Here is a 16,849-nt window from a genome sequence, read left to right on the forward strand (position 1 = left end):
ACCTGATGTTACTGATTGCTTTTCACTATGAACGCAGCTTATCGATAGAAGAAACCTTCTGGCCGCTCCCCGCCTCCGGGTTGTTCAGAAACGGCGCGGCGTCAATGTAGCGCATCGCCGACTTGATGTCCCTCCAGCCTACGTAAGACATCAATGACTTGAGGTCCCAGCCGTTACCGTGCGCCCAACTGGCGAAACCGCGACGCAACGAGTGGCTGGTGTAGTGCCCGGCGGCGATGCCTGCACGCTGGAGAGCCTGGCGCAGCAAAGGAATAACGCTGTTGGCATGCAGCCCCTCCTCTTTAAGGTTACCCCATCGGTCCACTGCCCGAAACACCGGCCCCCGCACCAGCGCCGAGCAATTGATCCACTCGATGTAAGCCTGCACGGGGCAGAGCCGTTGCAAAGCCGGAGTCTGATATGTCCTGCCGAGGTTGTCGCGATCACCTTTGCTGCGCGGCAGATAAAGGCTGATCCCGGAGCCGGCAACCGCCTTGACGTCCTGCACTTGCAGGCGGCACAGCTCGTCACTGCGAAACCCACGCCAGAACCCCAGCAGAATAAGCGCCGAATCACGACGACAGCGCAACAGCCGCGGCTGATCCTGTCGCGCGCCGGCATCACGTATCTCGGTCTCCAGCCAGGCGATGACCTTCTCCAGTTCCTGCAACTGCAAAGGTTCGGCCTGCTTCTCTTGTGCCGGGTGCAGCGCACGAATGCCCTTGATGACCTTGCGCACCATCGGTGCCTTGGTAGGGTCGGCAAAGCCTTGGCTGACATGCCACTGGGCCAACGCCGACAAGCGCAGCTTCAACGTGTTGACCGACAGCTTTCCGGCGTAGCTGGCCAGGTAACGCGCGACGCTTTCGCTGGTCGCCGGCAAAAACCCACCCCAACTCACTTCGAAGTGCTCGATAGCCGCCCGATAACTGCGGCGCGTGTTGTCACGGGTTGCGGCATCGATATAGCGATCAACGTCATTCATGGCTCAGGCCTGTGCGGTGTACCGGGAAAGGCGCCGAAAAAGCAACGGATAACGCCTGACACGGGATAATACGCCAATATCCCATGTTAATTAATTCAAAAAATAACAAATTACTTCAAATAATATAGTATGTAATTACAGTATACATACCACAGTACGAAATCGTAGGAGGGATCATGGCCCGAGGCGGCGTAAACAAGGCTTTGGTGCAGAAAGCAAGGGCTTCGCTGCTGTCCAGAGGCGAGAACCCCAGCATTGACGCAGTACGTGTCGAAATGGGTAATACAGGCTCGAAAACCACCATCCACCGCTACCTCAAGGAACTGGACGCTACGCATACGCCCGCGCCAGATCCAGATATCAATGAAGAACTGAGCGGCCTGGTGGCCCACCTTGCCCAGCGACTTCAGGAACAGGCCCAGGCGCGTATTGATCAGGCGTACGATGAGCATCAGGTAGAACGCGATATCCTGCAGCAGCAACTGACGGCGGCACAGCGACAGATCAGCGTCCTGCAGGAAAGCGCACAGCAACGCGAAGGAATGCTGGAACAACGAGATGCCGCCCTGCTCCACACACAACATGCACTGCAGGGCGCACAATCCGAGAATGCCAGGCTGCTTCAGGCCAATCAGGACCTCGACTCACGCCTGCAAGACAAGGACAGTCAGATCCGCTCCCTTGAAGAAAAGCATCAGCATGCACGCGAAGCGCTGGAGCACTATCGAAACTCCATCAGGGAGCAGCGCGAGCAGGAGCAGCAACGTCACGAAGGCCAGGTTCAGCAGTTGCAAATGGAAGTAAGGCAGGCGCAGCAAGGCCTTGCTACGCGCCAGGAAGACATCACCCGACTGAATCGTGATAACGAACGCTTTCTGGCTGAGAACCGCAGCACGCTGCGCGAATTACACGGCTGCAAAGACCTGCTGAACCAGGCCAATGGGCAGGCGGCCGCCCTGACGGAACAACACCACCACGCTCGCACCCAATGTGCGCTGCTGGAAGAGCGATTACTCAGCCTGCAGGAAGAAAGCGCCGGACATAAACAGAGCATGACGGACGCCTTGCAACAGAATCGGATGCTGGAGCTGTTGCTGGCCAAAAAAGAAGTGGCGCTGGAAAACCTGCAAAGCAAGCTTGTTCAGCCTGACAAACCCGCCACCTCCCGGAAAAAGCCGCAAGGCAACTCATGACAGGCAACGCTCAAGTGAGCGTCATCCCGCATGGCAGGAACAGATGAACTTCAGTGCCTTGATTTTCGCTACTGGTGATCTCTACGTGCCCACCAGCCTGCTTGATGAAGCCATAGACCATGGACAATCCCAGCCCCGTTCCCTGCCCCACGGGTTTGGTGGTGAAGAACGGGTCGAAGACCCGATCCATGACGTCTTGAGCCATTCCGCAGCCGTTATCTTCCACGCTGAGCCGAACATAATCGCCGGGTAACAGCCCGTCCTTTTGCGTCACGAGCCTCAACATCCGACTGCGCACTCGAATCAGCCCTGCAACTGCGACAGCGTCACGCGCATTGATTACAAGGTTCAACAAGGCATTTTCCAGTTGATGCTCATCCGTGCGAACAACACTCACCCCCTCATCCAGCTCGATCTGCAGTTGCGCATGAGCACCCACCGTACCGCGCAGCAGTTCCTCCATTGATAGAACCATGCAGTTGACATCCACCGCCGTAACATTAAGTGACTGACGACGGGCAAACGTCAGCAGCCTCTGAGTCAGGGCAGCAGCACGATTGGCAGAACCCATTGCAGCCTCCACATAACGCTCGACCTCATCCAGGCGGCCTGCTTTCACACGAAGCCTGATCATGTCCAACGCACCTATCACACCAGAAAGTACGTTGTTGAAGTCATGGGTAATCCCTCCCGTCAACTGGCCGATTGCATCCATCTTTTGTGCATGGCGCAATACTTCTTCAGTCATTGCTCGCTCGGCCATTTCGGCCTGCAGCAATTCATTGGCGTTTGCCAGCTCGCGAGTGCGCTCGGCGACGCGCAACTCCAGACTTTCATTGAGCTCGCGCAGCGCCTCCTCAGCGTTGACTTGAGCAGTGATATCGGTATGAGTACCCAGCCAGTGGGTGATGCGACCCTGCGAGTCGCGCATGGGCAGTGCGCGTGACAGGAACCAGTTGAAAGCACCATGCTTGCCGCGCAGCGGAAAGGTGTCCTCCCAGATCGAACCCGTCGAAAAGCAGTACTGCAAACGCGCCATCACACGTTCGCGATGCTCAGGATGCAAAACTGAACGCCAGCCGAGGGCAGTCATCGCCTCAAGCGACGCCCCCGTGTAGGCATACCAGCGCTCGTTATACCAATGGACATGTCCGCGCGGGCTTGCGGTCCAGGCCAGTTGACTCATGTTGTCAGCCAGTGTTCTGAACTGACGCTCACTTTCACGCAATGCATCTATGTACAGCGCGACTTCACGATTTTGCTCGGGCAAATGCACCGGCAGTTTGCCCGATGGTTTTTCTCTATTCACGCAGGGATCCGTCCTTTTAAAGCCTTTACCCCGGAGCTCTTCCTGACCTCCGGGTGTTGCGCTGTTTAACGTTTGACAGGCGTGCGCATGGTCACGAACTCTTCTGCAGCAGTCGGGTGCACACCGATAGTGTCGTCGAATACCTGCTTGGTCGCGCCAGCCTTGATGGCAATCGCCAGACTCTGGACGATCTCGCCTGCACCCGGCCCCACCATGTGGCAACCCAATACCCGGTCGGTTTTCACATCTACAACCAACTTCATCAACGTGCGTTCCTGATCATCGGTCAGGGTCAGTTTCATCGGCCTGAAACGGCTTTCGAACACCTGCACATCATGGCCAGCCTTGATTGCATCCTCTTCGGTCAGACCGACAGTACCGATATTCGGCAGACTGAAAACCGCAGTCGGAATGTGATTGTAGTCTACCGGGCGGTACTGCTCAGGCTTGAACAGGCGACGCGCGACAGCCATACCTTCGGCCAGCGCGACCGGGGTCAACTGGACACCGCCAATGACATCGCCGATAGCCAGGATCGAAGGCTCGCTGCTCTGGTAATGCTCGTCAACTTTGATGTAGCCATGCTCATCAAGCTTGACGGCGACACTGTCCAGCCCGAGATTGTCGAGCATCGGCCGACGTCCTGTTGCGTAGAACACACAATCGGTCTCGAGTGTGCCGCCGCCCTTCATGGACAGCAGCAAACTGCCGTCGGCCTGCTTGTCGATACGCTCGACATCGCTGTTGAAACGAATGGTCATGTGCCGCTTGAGCAACTCTTCATGAAGATGGGTACGAACACCGCCATCGAAGCCACGCAAAAACAGCTCGCGACGGTAGACCAGCGTGGTATCTGCACCCAATCCGTTGAAAATCGAGGCAAACTCCACCGCAATATAACCGCCCCCCACGACCACGACGCGTTTTGGCAACGTCTTGAGGAAAAACGCCTCGTTAGACGTAATGGCGTGCTCGCGTCCAGGTACATCAGGCACCTGCGGCCAGCCTCCGGTTGCGATCAGAATACGCTCGGCGCTGTAGGACTGGCCATTGATCTCGACCTGCTGCGGACCGAGTATCTTCGCATGACCTTCAAGCAAGGTAACGCCGCTGTCGACCAGCAACTTGCGATAGATACCGTTGAGACGATTGATTTCACGGTCTTTGTTGGCGATCAGTGTGGACCAGTCAAAATCAGCTTCACCCAAGGACCAGCCAAACCCTTTGGCATGGTCGAAATCCTCGGAAAAATGCGCACCGTACACCAACAGTTTTTTAGGCACGCACCCCACATTGACGCAGGTGCCGCCCAGATAACGACTCTCGGCCACCGCGACCTTTGCGCCGAAACCAGCGGCAAAACGTGCCGCCCTGACACCGCCGGAGCCGGCGCCGATTACAAACAGATCAAAATCAAAGGCCATCGATATCTCCTTGGCAGAGGCACAGCATAGCCGCTTGGCGGCCAGTCAGAAATGACAAAGCCACCCGAAGGTGGCCTTGTCCCGAGCGTCATCAACCAGAAATCAATGCGCTTTGCCGGTTTTGTAGAAGTGCTCGAAGCAGAAGTTGGTAGCCTGGATATAGCCTTCCGCACCACCGCAGTCAAAACGCTCGCCCTTGAACTTGTAGGCAAGCACGTTGCCTTCGGCAGCCTGCTTCATAAGAGCGTCGGTGATCTGAATCTCTCCACCCTTGCCTGGCTCGGTCTGTTCGATTTTTTCGAAAATGTCCGGGGTCAGGATGTAACGGCCGATGATCGCCAGATTGGAAGGCGCATCTTCAGGCTTCGGTTTTTCAACCATGTTGGTCACACGAAACAGACCAGGCTTGATCTCTTCGCCGGCAATCACACCATACTTGTTGGTTTCCTGCGGATCGACTTCCTGAATGGCAATGATCGAGCAGCCATAATGCTTGTGCAGCTTGACCATCTGCGCCAGCACGCCATCCCCCTCAGGGTTTACGCACAAGTCATCAGCCAGCACCACGGCGAATGCTTCGTTACCGATCAGTGGACGACCGCTGAGGATCGCGTGGCCCAAACCTTTCATTTCGGTCTGACGGGTGTAGGAGAAGCTGCACTCGTCGATCAGCTTGCGAATGCCAACCAGATACTTTTCCTTGTCGGTGCCCTTGATCTGATGCTCAAGCTCATAGCTGATATCAAAATGGTCTTCAAGAGCGCGCTTGCCACGACCGGTCACAATGGAAATTTCGGTCAGGCCTGCCGCCAGGGCTTCCTCAACACCGTATTGGATCAGTGGCTTGTTGACCACCGGCAGCATTTCCTTGGGCATGGCCTTGGTCGCTGGCAGGAAGCGAGTACCGTAACCGGCTGCTGGGAACAAGCATTTCTTGATCATAAAAGTCCTTGGTAAGGGCTGTTGGTGTTAACGGCGCAGTCTAATCAGGCGGCGGTCACCTTACAATGCCCCGCCTTTGGCCGTCTGATGCCATGATAGAGGAATACTCAGGCAGATAGTTCCGCACTTCCTGGATATTGCCTGCGGTGAACCACATGTTCGAGCACTGTACCGTGGCCATCAAACCCCGCAAAGTCGGCCCTCCGTGCCTGTTTTCGACGGCAGAAGCATTTATGCCCGGGTTGACGGCAAGCGCCGCAGTGGCACGCGAGCGACGCACAATTTATGATGAAAAACATGGCGGAACGATGGCACCCTTTGCCAGTCGAACGCTCGCACTTGTTAATTCCCTGGCCTTATCTCGAAGCGAAAAACATGATCAGAATCCTGTCCATTATTGCTGTGCTGAGCCTTGCGGGCTGCGCAACCGCCTCCAACACCTATTTGAAAAATGGCAAACAGGGCTTGAGCATCGATTGCTCCGGCGAGGCGATGTCCTGGGCAAGCTGCTACGAAAAGGCGGATGCATCCTGCGCGGGCACTGGATACGAAATCGTCGGTACGGACGGTACGCCGCAGCCTGCGGAAAGCGAAAAGACGTTGGGTGTAGACGTGGGTAATTACAAAAGTCGTAGCGTACTGGTGGTCTGCAAGTAATCAGGTCTGCCGCCCTGTCCGCAACGGACAGGGCCAGCTGATCCTGGCCGAACCATCAACCTGAAATGCACGCCTCGGCAGCATTCTGAACATCCCTGAAGCGGATAGGCACATTGGAAAGTCGCTCGTAGACCTTGATCGTACTTCCACCCGAGCGACTCTCGACATCGACGACTGCCGCCGGCGACTTGCTGAGCTTTTGCGCCACGATGACCCGCAAGCCGTCGTGGCGAGGCTCGATCAGAGGCGGCTTGCGACTGCTGGCGATCTTGCCAACGAAGCAATCGGCGTATTCCTTGGGATTCTTGCCTGACATCACGTTCATGGTGGGCGGCGTATGCTCTATGTCATTCACGGTGGCACAGCCAGTCATTGCCAGAGCCAGGACTACTACAGCCAGTTTCATACAAAGCCTCCAAATAAAAGTCCTACGACAAGCCTGCGCGCAATTAAATCCCGACTTGGGCAATTTTTACGGGAAACACGGCAAATTAGTGCCCACGAACATCAAATTCGCTGCCTCACATGCTATCGTTTTGATTTTTCAGAAAAACCCCCATTTCGGAGTCTGTCATGAAATTCGTACACCAGCGTGAGCATCTCAATGAGGACGACCTAGTCGTCATCGAGTGCTCTCAGACCTGCAATATCCGTCTGATGAACGATGCGAACTTTCGCAGCTTCAAAAATGGTGGTCGGCACACCTATCATGGCGGTGCTTTTGACACCTTTCCGGCCAAAATCGCTGCCCCGAGCACCGGTTTCTGGAACATCACCATCGATACCGCCGGACGCAAGGCAGACACCAACGCCGGACGCAAACCGCCTTTCACCCACAAGATCAAGATCGTCCGGCGCTCGACCTCACGCCTGGGATGATGCAAGGAGTCACCGTGAACAATCCAGCCCCACGCACCACCAAGTTTGCTGTCAGCTACAAGCTCAACGGCGAACGCCGCTTCGAGTTCGCTCAACTGCAATCTGCCTCCATCGAGGAAGCCGAAGCCGCCTTGAAAAAAATGCATGGCCAGAGCGATGATGAGATTACCGATGTCAAGGTCAGCAAGGCTCTCTGACACGCGCCGGAGCTGACTGATCATGCAACGCAAAGGTGACACTCCCGCCAATCTGGATCTGTTTGCCGACCAGACGGCCCAGCCTCCGAGCGACGAGCGCATCGGGCCCGGGTCATGGCTGTTCAGGGGGTTCGCGCTGCCGGCAATGCCACAATTGCTGGCTGCCCTTGAACACACGCTGGCATTCTCCCCGTTCCGGCACATGCAGACACCCAGTGGCTTGAACATGTCTGCAGCGCTGAGCAGCTGCGGGCAACTGGGCTGGATAACCGACCGTCACGGTTACCGTTACATCGAGACTGACCCGCAGACAGGACAAGCGTGGCCAGCGATGCCGGACGCATTCATGCAATTGGCGCAGGATGCTGCGCTCGCAGCAGGCTATGCCGGCTTCGTACCTGACGCCTGCCTGATCAATCGCTACATCCCCGGCGCAAGGATGTCCTTGCATCAGGACCGAAACGAGTATGACCATCGCTGGCCAGTGGTGTCGGTTTCGTTGGGCATACCGGCCATCTTCCAGTTTGGCGGCCTGCTGCGCAGCGACAAGACTCAGCGTATCTCATTGTTTCATGGCGATGTCGTGGTCTGGGGTGGTGAGGACAGGCTGCGCTTCCATGGCATTCTGCCGATCAAACAGGCCGGGCATCCGCTGCTGGGCGAGCAGCGGATCAACCTGACGTTTCGCAAGGCTGGCCGCGACGGCTGATCATGCCCTCTCAAGCTCGCCCGAAGTCCGCGCCAGCGCAGGACAAACGGCCCGATGCAGATTCAATGCAGTGTTGATGATGCCGATATGGCTGAACGCTTGAGGAAAATTGCCCAGCATGCGCCCACCCTGCGGATCGTACTGCTCTGCCAGCAGGCCTACGTCATTGCACAAGTCATACAGACGCTTGAACAGCCTTGCAGCATCATCGGCGCGCCCCAGAAGCACATAGGCGTCAGCCAGCCAGAACGAACACACCAGAAACGTTCCTTCGTGCCCCGCAACGCCATCGACACTGCGCTCATTGTCGTAACGCAGTAACAGGCCGTCCTGCATCAGCGTACGCTCGATCTGCGTGACAGTGCCGACGACGCGAGGGTCTTCCGGCGCGAGAAAACCGGTCAACACAATCTGCAGCAGACTGGCGTCAACCTCTTTCGAGCCGTACGTCTGCACGAAGCTGCCAAGATCAGGATCAAAACCGTTAAGGCAGACATCGGCATGGATCGCGTCAGCCACGCTCCGGTAATGCCTCGCCAGCGCACGGTCTTCGTCATCCCGGGCAGCCTGAGCGATCTGGGTAGCGTTACGGTCGAAAGCCACCCATGCCATGACTTTTGAATGGGTGAAGTGACGCGGTTCGGAGCGAATTTCCCAGATACCGGCATCCGGCAGGTGCCATATCTTTTCCAGATAGGGCATGACCACCTTGGAGATTGCGACGCTGCGCGGGTGCTGCGGCATACCGCCTCTGAGCGCCTGGATCATGGCATCGGCGACCTCGCCATAGACATCCAGTTGCACCTGGGTAGCCGCGCCGTTGCCAACCCGGACCGGCAGCGAGTTCTCGTAGCCGCTGAGCCACGGCAGCTCATACTCCTGCAAGCGTCGCTCACCGCCTACGCCATACATGATCTGTATCTGCTCCGGGTTACCGGCAACCGAGCGCAACAACCAGTCTCGCCAGGCAGTTGCCTCCTCGAAATACCCCAGATTCATGAACGCCAGCAGGGTCATGGTGGCGTCGCGCAGCCAGCAATAGCGGTAGTCCCAATTACGCTCACCACCCAATTGCTCGGGCAATGAAGTGGTTACCGCGGCAACAATGCCTCCGGTAGGAGCATAGGTCATGGCTTTCAACGTAATCAGCGAGCGCTTTACCTGGGCCGTCCACGGCCCGACGTCAGGACAACGGTCAGAAAACTCCCGCCAGTAGGCAGCCGTGACCTCCAGAGCCTGATCAGCATCGATCGGCTCGCACAACGGTTCGAAAGACGCCTGATACGCCAGCGTAAATACCTTGCGCTCGCCTTCAGCAACATGAAAACGGCTGGCAGTGTGATGATCCTGAGGATGCAAGGCCACGGGGCTGCGCAGAACCAGCATTTCCGGCCCCGCCACCGCAGTCAGGGTATGGGCATCCTTGCGCTCGACCCAAGGCACACTACTGCCGTAGTCGAAGCGAATGGCAAGGTCGACGCCGAACTCGACCTGCCCGGACAGCCCGACAACAATCCGCACCACGTGGCCAGCCGTCCTCATGGGCATGAAGTCGATGAGCATGGCACGACCGTCACGCGTTTCGAAAACGGTTTCGAGAATCAGTGTGCCATTGCGGTAGCGGCGCTCGACAGCGGTGACCTCGGCAGTCGGCGCAATCTTCCAGCGCCCCTGGTCATCGCTGCCCAGCAATGCGGCGAAACACGCCGTCGAGTCGAAGCGAGGGAAACACAACCAGTCCAGCGAACCATCACGGGCGACGAGTGCCGCCGTCTGACAGTTGCCCAGCAATGCGTAGTCTTCGATCAGTGCAGCCATTCAGAAATGCCCGTAGTGATGATTCGTTAACATACGTACCCTGCGCTATCAGGCTCAGGCCGGCAGAATGTAACGTCTGATAGCGACGGCGACGCCGTCCTGCTCATTGCTATCTGTAACATGATCAGCCTGTCCCTTGACTGTCTGCTCGCCCTGGCCCATTGCAATCGACAAGCCGGCCTTGTGAAACATCGCCACATCGTTGCCGCCATCGCCTATCACCGCTGTGCGAGGCAGTTCGATTTTCAGATATTGAGCCAGCGCAACCAGCGCCGCGCCCTTGTTGGCCTCCAGCGCGGTCACATCCAGGTAGTACTTTTGCGAGCGAGCAGCCAGAGCCAGCCCTTCGATCATCGGGTTGAGCTGTACTTCCAGAGTCTTAAGCAACTCGAAATCGGCACTCGCTGCGACAATCTTGTCGACACGATCCAGATAGGACTCGAAACTCTCCACCTGAACATAATCGTAACCCAGTGCGTCACGCTCATGATCGACATAGTCGCCATCAGGATCGAGCAGCAGCCATTGATCGTCGGCAAATACCCAGATGGCAACATCCTGACCAGTGAACAGCTCAAGACAGACCCTGACGGCTTGCTGATCAATGCGATGAGCTACAAGCAGACTGCCGTCGGCGTGAGTGATCGTGCCGCCATTGAACGCCACAGTGGGAAGATCCACCTGGAGCGCATCGATTAACTGACGCATGGCTCTGGGTGGGCGACTGCTGGCCAGTGTGAAGTGAATGCCAGCCTCGCGCAGATGCCTGATTGCGTCGATATTGGCCTGACTCAGGCTATGGTCGCGGCGCAGCAGCGTGCCGTCAATGTCGGACAGCAAGAGCTGTACGGGCAGTTCAGACATTCAATTCTCTCCATTCGCGGCCATCACGACTCAGCAGTTCTTCACCCGCCTCGGGGCCGTCCTTGCCAGCGTCGTACAGCTGCACTTCCGGTTGCGCCGCCCATGCATCAAGGAACGGCTGAACGGCACGCCAACCGTTCTCGATGTTGTCGGCACGCTGAAACAGGGTCTGATCACCGGTCAGGCAGTCGTAAATAAGGGTTTCGTACCCCGTGGAGGGTTGCATCTCGAAGAAATCCTTGTAGGCGAAGCCCAGCGCGATATCTTCCATTTTCAGTTCCGGGCCAGGACGCTTGGCAAACAGATCGAACCACATGCCTTCGTTGGGCTGGATCTGAATCCTCAGATAGTTGGGCTTGAGCCGGTCAACCTCGGTATTGCGAAACTGCGCATATGGGGCAGGCTTGAAGCAGATGGCGATTTCCGTGCTGCGAGCACTCATGCGCTTGCCGGTGCGCAGGTAGAACGGCACCCCGACCCAACGCCAGTTGTCGACCATGACCTTGAGCGCGACATAGGTTTCGGTCGTGCTGTCGGGCTCCACGCGATCCTCCTGACGATAACCGACAACCTCCTTGTCACCCATCGCGCCTTTCGCATACTGGCCACGCACAGAGTTGGCCAGCGCTTCCTCCTGACTCCAGGGCCGGATCGCTCCAACCACCTTGGCCTTCTCGCCGCGAACGGCATCGGCACCGAAAGCGGCCGGCGGCTCCATGGCAACCATAGCCAGCAACTGGAACAGGTGATTGGGCACCATGTCGCGCAATGCGCCGGTGTGCTCGTAAAAACTGCCTCGGGTTTCGACGCCTACAGTCTCCGCCGCGGTGATCTGTACGTGGTCGATGTAGTGGTTGTTCCAGAACGATTCGAACAGGCCATTGGAAAACCGGCTGACCAGAATGTTCTGTACCGTTTCCTTGCCCAGATAGTGGTCGATCCGGTAGATCTGCTTCTCGCTCATGACCTTCAGGAGGCAGCCATTGAGTTCGACCGCGCTGGCCAGATCCGAACCAAACGGTTTCTCGATGACCACGCGACGAAAGCCGCCTTCGGTTTCCTGCAGTAAACCTGATGAGCCCAGACGCTGTGCCACTTCGCTGAAAAAGCGCGGCGCCGTGGCCAGATAGAACACCGCATTCGCTGTACCGGTGCTCTCGATCTTGGTGGCGATGTCCTGATAGGTCGAGTTATCGAGGAAGTCGCCCTGCACATAGCTGATCCGCTCGGCCAGCTTGCTCCACAGCACAGGATCGAGCGGGTCCTCGCCGCCACCGGCAACCTTGCCGGCCGCTTCGTCGCGAATGAAATTCTCGAGCTTTTTCGCAAAGTCGACGTCACTGATCGCATTGTGATCGACACCGACGATATGCAGCCCTTCATCCACCAGGCCGTCGCGTGACAGATTGTAAAGTGCCGGCATCAGCAAGCGCTTGACCAGATCACCATGGGCACCGAACAGAAACAGGGTCGTAGGGGGAGCTATCTCGGTCTTTTGCTCGGCGCTGCCACGCGACAGGCTCATTATTTAGGTTCCTTGTGGCCACCAAATCCGAAGCGCATGGCAGACAGCATCTTGTCTGCGTACGAGCTTGCCTGACGAGAGCGGAAACGCGCAAACAGCGCACTGGACAGCACAGGAACCGGTACAGCCTGCTCGATGGCAGCCTCGATGGTCCAGCGGCCCTCGCCACTGTCAGCAACCGAACCGGAAAATGCATCCAGTTGCGGGTCTGTCGCCAATGCATCGGCGGTCAGATCGAGCAGCCAGGACGACACCACACTGCCACGCCGCCAGACCTCGGCAATATCGGCGGTATTCAGGTCGAAACGCTGTTCAGCCGGCAGATGCTCGGAGTTTTTCTGCTTGAGAAGATCAAAGCCTTCAGCGAAGGCCTGCATCATTCCGTACTCGATACCGTTATGGATCATCTTCACGAAATGACCAGAGCCCGCAGGGCCGGAGTGGATGTAGCCACGCTCGGCGCGATCATCGGTCGAAGTCCGGCCTCTGGTGCGCTCGATCGAGCCAAGGCCCGGTGCGAGTGTTGCAAACAGCGGGTCAAGACGCTCTACGACAGCAGCCTCTCCGCCGATCATCATGCAGTAGCCGCGCTCAAGCCCCCAGACACCGCCTGACGTACCAACGTCGACATAATGCAGGCCTTTTTCGGTAAGCTCCTGAGCGCGCCGAATGTCGTCCTTGTAGAAGGTATTTCCGCCGTCGATGATCACGTCATCGGCGTCAAGCAACTGGCTGAGGGTCTGGATGGTTTCCTCGGTCGGCGCACCTGCCGGGAGCATGACCCAGACAGCACGTGGCTTCTCCAGCGCACCCACCAGTTCCTTCAGGTCTGCGACAGCAACCGAACCGTCATTGGCCAAGGCGTTGCGTGATGCCTCATCACGGTCATACACAACCGTCGTATGACCATTCAACATCAAACGACGTGCAATGTTGCCGCCCATGCGGCCCAGTCCAATAATCCCAAGTTGCATGAAGGTGCTCCTTAAATCGTAAAAAGGTGCCTCGCCTGCCGTCCAGCGCATCGACAGGTTGCGAGCATGCTGATTAGTCAAGCGAGGCGGAACGTCGGTTCCCTTGCGAGAAGATGAAGGCGTCAACGCCCTCCTGTGGTGCATTTTGTCGCGATTAATAAACATTCGCGACAATTAAAAATAAAAAAGTTCCAAAATCATGCAAAAGAAATCAAAATCGGTGCCGATAGAGAGGGTAAGCAGCGGCGCTCATGGATTGAAAGTCATTGCCACGGACCTTTCTGAGGTTGAATCCGCCATTTGCGAGGTGAGCAATGGGCACTGTACTACCAGCACTTGCACCACAAACCCTTTATGTCACGATCCGTCGCGACGAATTGCGCGCATTGAAAGAAGAGCGCGAGCAGCTGCAGAAAAAGGTCGCTCATTTGAGTTCGATACTGCAGCAATCCCAGCTGTCTGCACCGAGCAAGATGCTTCAAGCCTGACCGCCGTTTAACCGTTTATCAACACACTCCGAGGCAAGCCCGATATTCATTCTGGCTTGCCCGCTTGACGCCTGACCTTCCCGACTGCTCCCGTCCTGCTTCCCACCGCCCCTTCCCCTCCCAATGTTCTGGTCCGAAGAAGGTTCAGACTGCCGAGTCAATCATCTATAACGTTTTCTGCCAGAACATGGCACGCCCCATTTCAGGGCTCAACTGATAATTGTCAAAACCGAGCTTCCGGTAGGCACCTTGCGCAACCCGGTTGCCTTCAAGCACCTCAAGCGTCAGCTTGCAGCAGCCCCGCTGGCGGGCAATCTCTTCCACCTTGAGCAGCATCTTGTGGCTGATGCCAAGACCCCGGTACTGCGAGACGACGGCTACATCATGAATATTGACCAACGGGCGACAGGCAAAGGTCGAAAACCCCTCGAAGCAGTTGACCAGCCCCACTGGCTCTCCGGAAATGAACGCCAGTACGCTGAACGCGTATGGGCGTTTGGCCAGCTCTATTGCCAATTGCTGACGAGTGTCGCTCGACAGTGGCTGACCTGTACCCATGACATCCATCGAATATTCGTTCAGGACAAATCCGATCGCATCAGCGTGCACGGGATTTGTGTAACTCGCTTGCAGTACCAGTACCTCTGGGGCTTCCATTTCCATCCTCGTCAATTCAACGCAGCGTGATTCAGTGAAATCAGTCAAAGCTAATTCGTTCGGGCCAGTATCAAGACTGGAGCGTCTGGCCCGATTCTATCCTGCCCCGCTCCAAAATGTTCCAGTAAGGATGTAGGAATTTTCCCGCCACGCCCAGAGATTGACCGCCAGACGCACCCGGAAAAGGCGTGACGCACCGATGGCGTTCATCCGGACTTCTGCGCACCCGTCTTTTTTGATGAAAACGAAGTGTCTGACCTTGATTGTCGAACGATCCGACGACCGGTCATGCGCGATCCCTACTGCCAATCACGTCGTTAAAAAGCTCAACGACTGACATCCCGGCCCTTGCAGGATGCCGAACAGTGCGGCGTCAGAGCCCATGCCAGACATTCGCGCAGAAAAAAGTCGAAACTTCTCCAAAACCGCCGGGTCATGTGATTAGAGCATCTATGCTATTGGCTGACATCCGGTTAAGGCGACATCACACCGCTTTGTCACTACGCATGGTCCAAACGGGTATCGATCTTGCGTAGTGCACGTATGTGTACCCGGCCATAGGAAATGGCCAATAAAAATCAAGTGATGCACCAAGACTGTTTTAAGGGGAAAAATCGATGATTAGCGCCGCTGTCAAAACCCAGAAGGGAGAGAGTTTTAACCAGCCTGTCGGCGAGCTGACTCATCTGCCAGTCTTCTCTACCAAGAGCGTTCCTTTGTTGCAATTGCCAACCTCGACCGTTCAGCCAACACCGACCATGTCTCAGGTCCACAGGCGCAAAGTGCTGTTCGTGACCTCGGAACTGGCCGACCTGGTGAAAACCGGTGGCCTGGGCGATGTATCTGCCGCATTGCCGCGAGCCATGCGCCATCTGCACGACGTCCGGGTTCTGATTCCAGGTTATCCGCAAGTAATCAATAGCGGCAATCCGATCCATATCATCAGCCAGTTGGGCGGGCATGCTGCGTTGCCCCCCTGCAAGGTCGGTCGTATGGACATGAAAGACGGCCTCGTGATTTATGTGCTGATCTGTCCTGAGCTTTACGAGCGTGAAGGTACGCCTTACGCCGACAGCACCGGTCGCGACTGGTCCGATAACCACATCCGTTTTGCCCGCCTGGGCCTGGCGGCTGCCGAATTCGCGGCGGGTGAAGTAAAGAGCCAATGGTGCCCCGAACTCGTTCATGCCCACGACTGGCCCGCGGGTCTGGCACCTGCCTATATGCGCTGGCGCGGTCAGTCCACGCCAAGCATCTTCACGATTCACAATCTGGCCTATCAAGGGACGGTAAGTACGGCGTCGAGCCGCGAACTGGGCATTCCGGATGAAGCCATCACCCCTGAAGGCATGGAGTTTTACGGCCAGCTGTCCTTTATCAAGGCGGGCATGGCCTTTGCGAGCCACATCACGACCGTCAGCGCCACCTATGCTCAGGAGATCACCACACCGGAATTTGGCTGCGGTCTGGAAGGTTTTCTGCAAAGCAAAGCTGACAAAGGCCAACTAAGCGGCATACCCAATGGAATCGACGAGAGCTGGGATGCAGCTACCGACGAACACCTGATTTGCCACTTCGCACCCAACGAGTGGACGCGCAAGGAAATCAATGCCGACTACGTGCGTGAGCTTTTTGAGCTGGACGCCTCGTCAGGGCCTCTGTATGCGGTGGTCTCACGCCTTGTTTATCAAAAAGGCCTGGATCTGACGATCGGCGTTGCCGAACACATCGTCAAAAATGGCGGACAGATCGCAATCATCGGACGCGGCGAGCCCGAGGAAGAAGATGCCATGCGCGAGCTGGCCGCACGCTTCCCGGGACGGATCGGGGTGCGTATCGGTTTCAATGAAACCGACGCGCGACGCATGTTTGCTGGCAGTGACTTTCTATTGATGCCATCGCGCTACGAACCCTGTGGTCTTAGCCAGATGTATGCACAACGCTTCGGCTCTCTGCCTGTTGCGCGTAACACGGGCGGCCTGGCGGACACGATCGAGGACGGCGTCACCGGCTTTCTGTTCAATGAATCAACTGTTGAAAGCTATACCGAAGCCCTGAATCGCACCTTTCAGGTCTTTGCCCATCCGGAGCTGCTCAACGCCATGCGCTGCCGTGCAATGGCGGCTCCTTTCAACTGGCATCAGGCGGTGGAGCCCTACGCAGATCTCTATCGCGACCTGTTGAAGAAAAATGTGAGCATTTCCAGCAACTACTAGGTTAAGGATCAA

At 56.8% G+C, this 16,849-nt stretch carries 17 protein-coding genes; 7 read left to right on the forward strand and 10 right to left on the reverse strand.

Translation table 11 applies throughout. The annotated features are described in order from the left end of the window. Positions 1–25: 25 nt before the first annotated feature. Positions 26–985 carry a site-specific integrase gene (locus tag MME58_RS15165; protein WP_054988308.1) on the reverse strand — a complete coding sequence of 320 codons (960 nt, stop codon included), beginning with the start codon at positions 983–985 and terminating at the stop codon, positions 26–28. 176 nt (positions 986–1,161) lie between these two features. Between MME58_RS15165 and MME58_RS15170 the strand changes: the two genes are divergently transcribed. Further along, entirely contained in the window at positions 1,162–2,178 is a 1,017-nt protein-coding gene (locus MME58_RS15170) for a DNA-binding protein (protein ID WP_055007138.1), read from the forward strand. Positions 2,179–2,188: 10 nt separating this feature from the next. Here MME58_RS15170 and MME58_RS15175 read toward each other — a convergent pair whose 3' ends face one another. The 3 genes from MME58_RS15175 to galU all read right to left on the reverse strand — a co-directional run bounded on the left by MME58_RS15175 (position 2,189) and on the right by galU (position 5,853). Beyond that, the gene (locus MME58_RS15175; RefSeq protein WP_082427633.1) at positions 2,189–3,460 is read right to left on the reverse strand and encodes a PAS domain-containing sensor histidine kinase; all 1,272 of its coding nucleotides are present in this window, start codon (positions 3,458–3,460) and stop codon (positions 2,189–2,191) included. Positions 3,461–3,552: 92 nt separating this feature from the next. Further along, positions 3,553–4,911, reverse strand: a complete 1,359-nt coding sequence (gene gorA / locus MME58_RS15180) for a glutathione-disulfide reductase (protein ID WP_055007136.1) — start codon at positions 4,909–4,911, stop codon at positions 3,553–3,555. Between the two features lie 102 nt (positions 4,912–5,013). Further along, on the reverse strand, positions 5,014–5,853 hold the full coding sequence (gene galU / locus MME58_RS15185; RefSeq protein WP_003364457.1) for a UTP--glucose-1-phosphate uridylyltransferase GalU: 840 nt from the start codon (positions 5,851–5,853) through the stop codon (positions 5,014–5,016). 375 nt (positions 5,854–6,228) lie between these two features. Between galU and MME58_RS15190 the strand changes: the two genes are divergently transcribed. Next, complete coding sequence (locus MME58_RS15190; protein ID WP_054988313.1) at positions 6,229–6,510, forward strand: hypothetical protein; 282 nt, start codon at positions 6,229–6,231, stop codon at positions 6,508–6,510. Between the two features lie 55 nt (positions 6,511–6,565). On the opposite strand, the gene MME58_RS15195 is transcribed toward MME58_RS15190, so the two are convergent. Continuing rightward, entirely contained in the window at positions 6,566–6,916 is a 351-nt protein-coding gene (locus MME58_RS15195) for a hypothetical protein (RefSeq protein WP_002553291.1), read from the reverse strand. Positions 6,917–7,083: 167 nt separating this feature from the next. Between MME58_RS15195 and MME58_RS15200 the strand changes: the two genes are divergently transcribed. The 3 genes from MME58_RS15200 to alkB are packed head-to-tail and all read left to right on the forward strand — an operon-like array spanning position 7,084 to position 8,295. Beyond that, a complete protein-coding gene (locus MME58_RS15200) occupies positions 7,084–7,389 on the forward strand; it encodes a DUF1883 domain-containing protein (RefSeq protein WP_054988304.1) in 306 nt (101 codons plus the stop codon). A gap of 14 nt (positions 7,390–7,403) precedes the next feature. Continuing rightward, positions 7,404–7,586, forward strand: a complete 183-nt coding sequence (locus tag MME58_RS15205) for a hypothetical protein (RefSeq protein ID WP_082427628.1) — start codon at positions 7,404–7,406, stop codon at positions 7,584–7,586. Between the two features lie 22 nt (positions 7,587–7,608). Then, positions 7,609–8,295, forward strand: a complete 687-nt coding sequence (gene alkB / locus MME58_RS15210; protein WP_054988302.1) for a DNA oxidative demethylase AlkB — start codon at positions 7,609–7,611, stop codon at positions 8,293–8,295. On the opposite strand, the gene MME58_RS15215 is transcribed toward alkB, so the two are convergent. Genes MME58_RS15215 through gnd form a run of 4 tightly spaced genes read right to left on the reverse strand, consistent with a single transcriptional unit; the run spans position 8,296 to position 13,476 of the window. Continuing rightward, positions 8,296–10,113, reverse strand: a complete 1,818-nt coding sequence (locus tag MME58_RS15215; protein WP_055007135.1) for a glycoside hydrolase family 15 protein — start codon at positions 10,111–10,113, stop codon at positions 8,296–8,298. A 54-nt stretch (positions 10,114–10,167) separates the two neighbouring features. Further along, a complete protein-coding gene (locus tag MME58_RS15220; protein ID WP_055007134.1) occupies positions 10,168–10,977 on the reverse strand; it encodes a Cof-type HAD-IIB family hydrolase in 810 nt (269 codons plus the stop codon). Further along, a complete protein-coding gene (gene zwf / locus MME58_RS15225) occupies positions 10,970–12,502 on the reverse strand; it encodes a glucose-6-phosphate dehydrogenase (protein ID WP_054988299.1) in 1,533 nt (510 codons plus the stop codon). Before zwf ends, MME58_RS15220 begins: the two co-directional genes overlap by 8 nt. After that, entirely contained in the window at positions 12,502–13,476 is a 975-nt protein-coding gene (gnd, locus tag MME58_RS15230) for a phosphogluconate dehydrogenase (NAD(+)-dependent, decarboxylating) (RefSeq protein WP_054988298.1), read from the reverse strand. The genes zwf and gnd overlap by 1 nt, the downstream gene beginning before the upstream one ends. A 314-nt stretch (positions 13,477–13,790) precedes the next feature. Between gnd and MME58_RS15235 the strand changes: the two genes are divergently transcribed. Next, positions 13,791–13,964: a DUF6026 family protein gene (locus tag MME58_RS15235; RefSeq protein WP_061447442.1), complete on the forward strand. Its 174-nt coding sequence runs from the start codon at positions 13,791–13,793 to the stop codon at positions 13,962–13,964. Positions 13,965–14,129: 165 nt separating this feature from the next. On the opposite strand, the gene MME58_RS15240 is transcribed toward MME58_RS15235, so the two are convergent. Continuing rightward, on the reverse strand, positions 14,130–14,621 hold the full coding sequence (locus tag MME58_RS15240; protein WP_055007133.1) for a GNAT family N-acetyltransferase: 492 nt from the start codon (positions 14,619–14,621) through the stop codon (positions 14,130–14,132). A 617-nt stretch (positions 14,622–15,238) separates the two neighbouring features. On the opposite strand from MME58_RS15240, the gene glgA reads away from it, so the two are divergent. Beyond that, complete coding sequence (glgA, locus tag MME58_RS15245; RefSeq protein WP_055007132.1) at positions 15,239–16,837, forward strand: glycogen synthase GlgA; 1,599 nt, start codon at positions 15,239–15,241, stop codon at positions 16,835–16,837. Positions 16,838–16,849 lie beyond the last annotated feature (12 nt).

It is taken from the genome of Pseudomonas syringae pv. tagetis, assembly GCF_022557255.1.
Taxonomy (GTDB): domain Bacteria; phylum Pseudomonadota; class Gammaproteobacteria; order Pseudomonadales; family Pseudomonadaceae; genus Aquipseudomonas; species Aquipseudomonas caricapapayae.

Coding starts and splice junctions, on each gene's coding strand:
- galU (WP_003364457.1), bottom strand. CDS start 5,853: ATGATCAAGAAATGCTTGTTCCCAGCAGCCGGTTACGGTACTCGCTTC.
- glgA (WP_055007132.1), top strand. CDS start 15,239: ATGATTAGCGCCGCTGTCAAAACCCAGAAGGGAGAGAGTTTTAACCAG.
- alkB (WP_054988302.1), top strand. CDS start 7,609: ATGCAACGCAAAGGTGACACTCCCGCCAATCTGGATCTGTTTGCCGAC.
- MME58_RS15165 (WP_054988308.1), bottom strand. CDS start 985: ATGAATGACGTTGATCGCTATATCGATGCCGCAACCCGTGACAACACG.
- MME58_RS15235 (WP_061447442.1), top strand. CDS start 13,791: ATGGGCACTGTACTACCAGCACTTGCACCACAAACCCTTTATGTCACG.
- gnd (WP_054988298.1), bottom strand. CDS start 13,476: ATGCAACTTGGGATTATTGGACTGGGCCGCATGGGCGGCAACATTGCA.
- MME58_RS15215 (WP_055007135.1), bottom strand. CDS start 10,113: ATGGCTGCACTGATCGAAGACTACGCATTGCTGGGCAACTGTCAGACG.
- MME58_RS15195 (WP_002553291.1), bottom strand. CDS start 6,916: ATGAAACTGGCTGTAGTAGTCCTGGCTCTGGCAATGACTGGCTGTGCC.
- gorA (WP_055007136.1), bottom strand. CDS start 4,911: ATGGCCTTTGATTTTGATCTGTTTGTAATCGGCGCCGGCTCCGGCGGT.
- MME58_RS15190 (WP_054988313.1), top strand. CDS start 6,229: ATGATCAGAATCCTGTCCATTATTGCTGTGCTGAGCCTTGCGGGCTGC.
- MME58_RS15240 (WP_055007133.1), bottom strand. CDS start 14,621: ATGGAAGCCCCAGAGGTACTGGTACTGCAAGCGAGTTACACAAATCCC.
- MME58_RS15170 (WP_055007138.1), top strand. CDS start 1,162: ATGGCCCGAGGCGGCGTAAACAAGGCTTTGGTGCAGAAAGCAAGGGCT.
- MME58_RS15200 (WP_054988304.1), top strand. CDS start 7,084: ATGAAATTCGTACACCAGCGTGAGCATCTCAATGAGGACGACCTAGTC.
- MME58_RS15220 (WP_055007134.1), bottom strand. CDS start 10,977: ATGTCTGAACTGCCCGTACAGCTCTTGCTGTCCGACATTGACGGCACG.
- zwf (WP_054988299.1), bottom strand. CDS start 12,502: ATGAGCCTGTCGCGTGGCAGCGCCGAGCAAAAGACCGAGATAGCTCCC.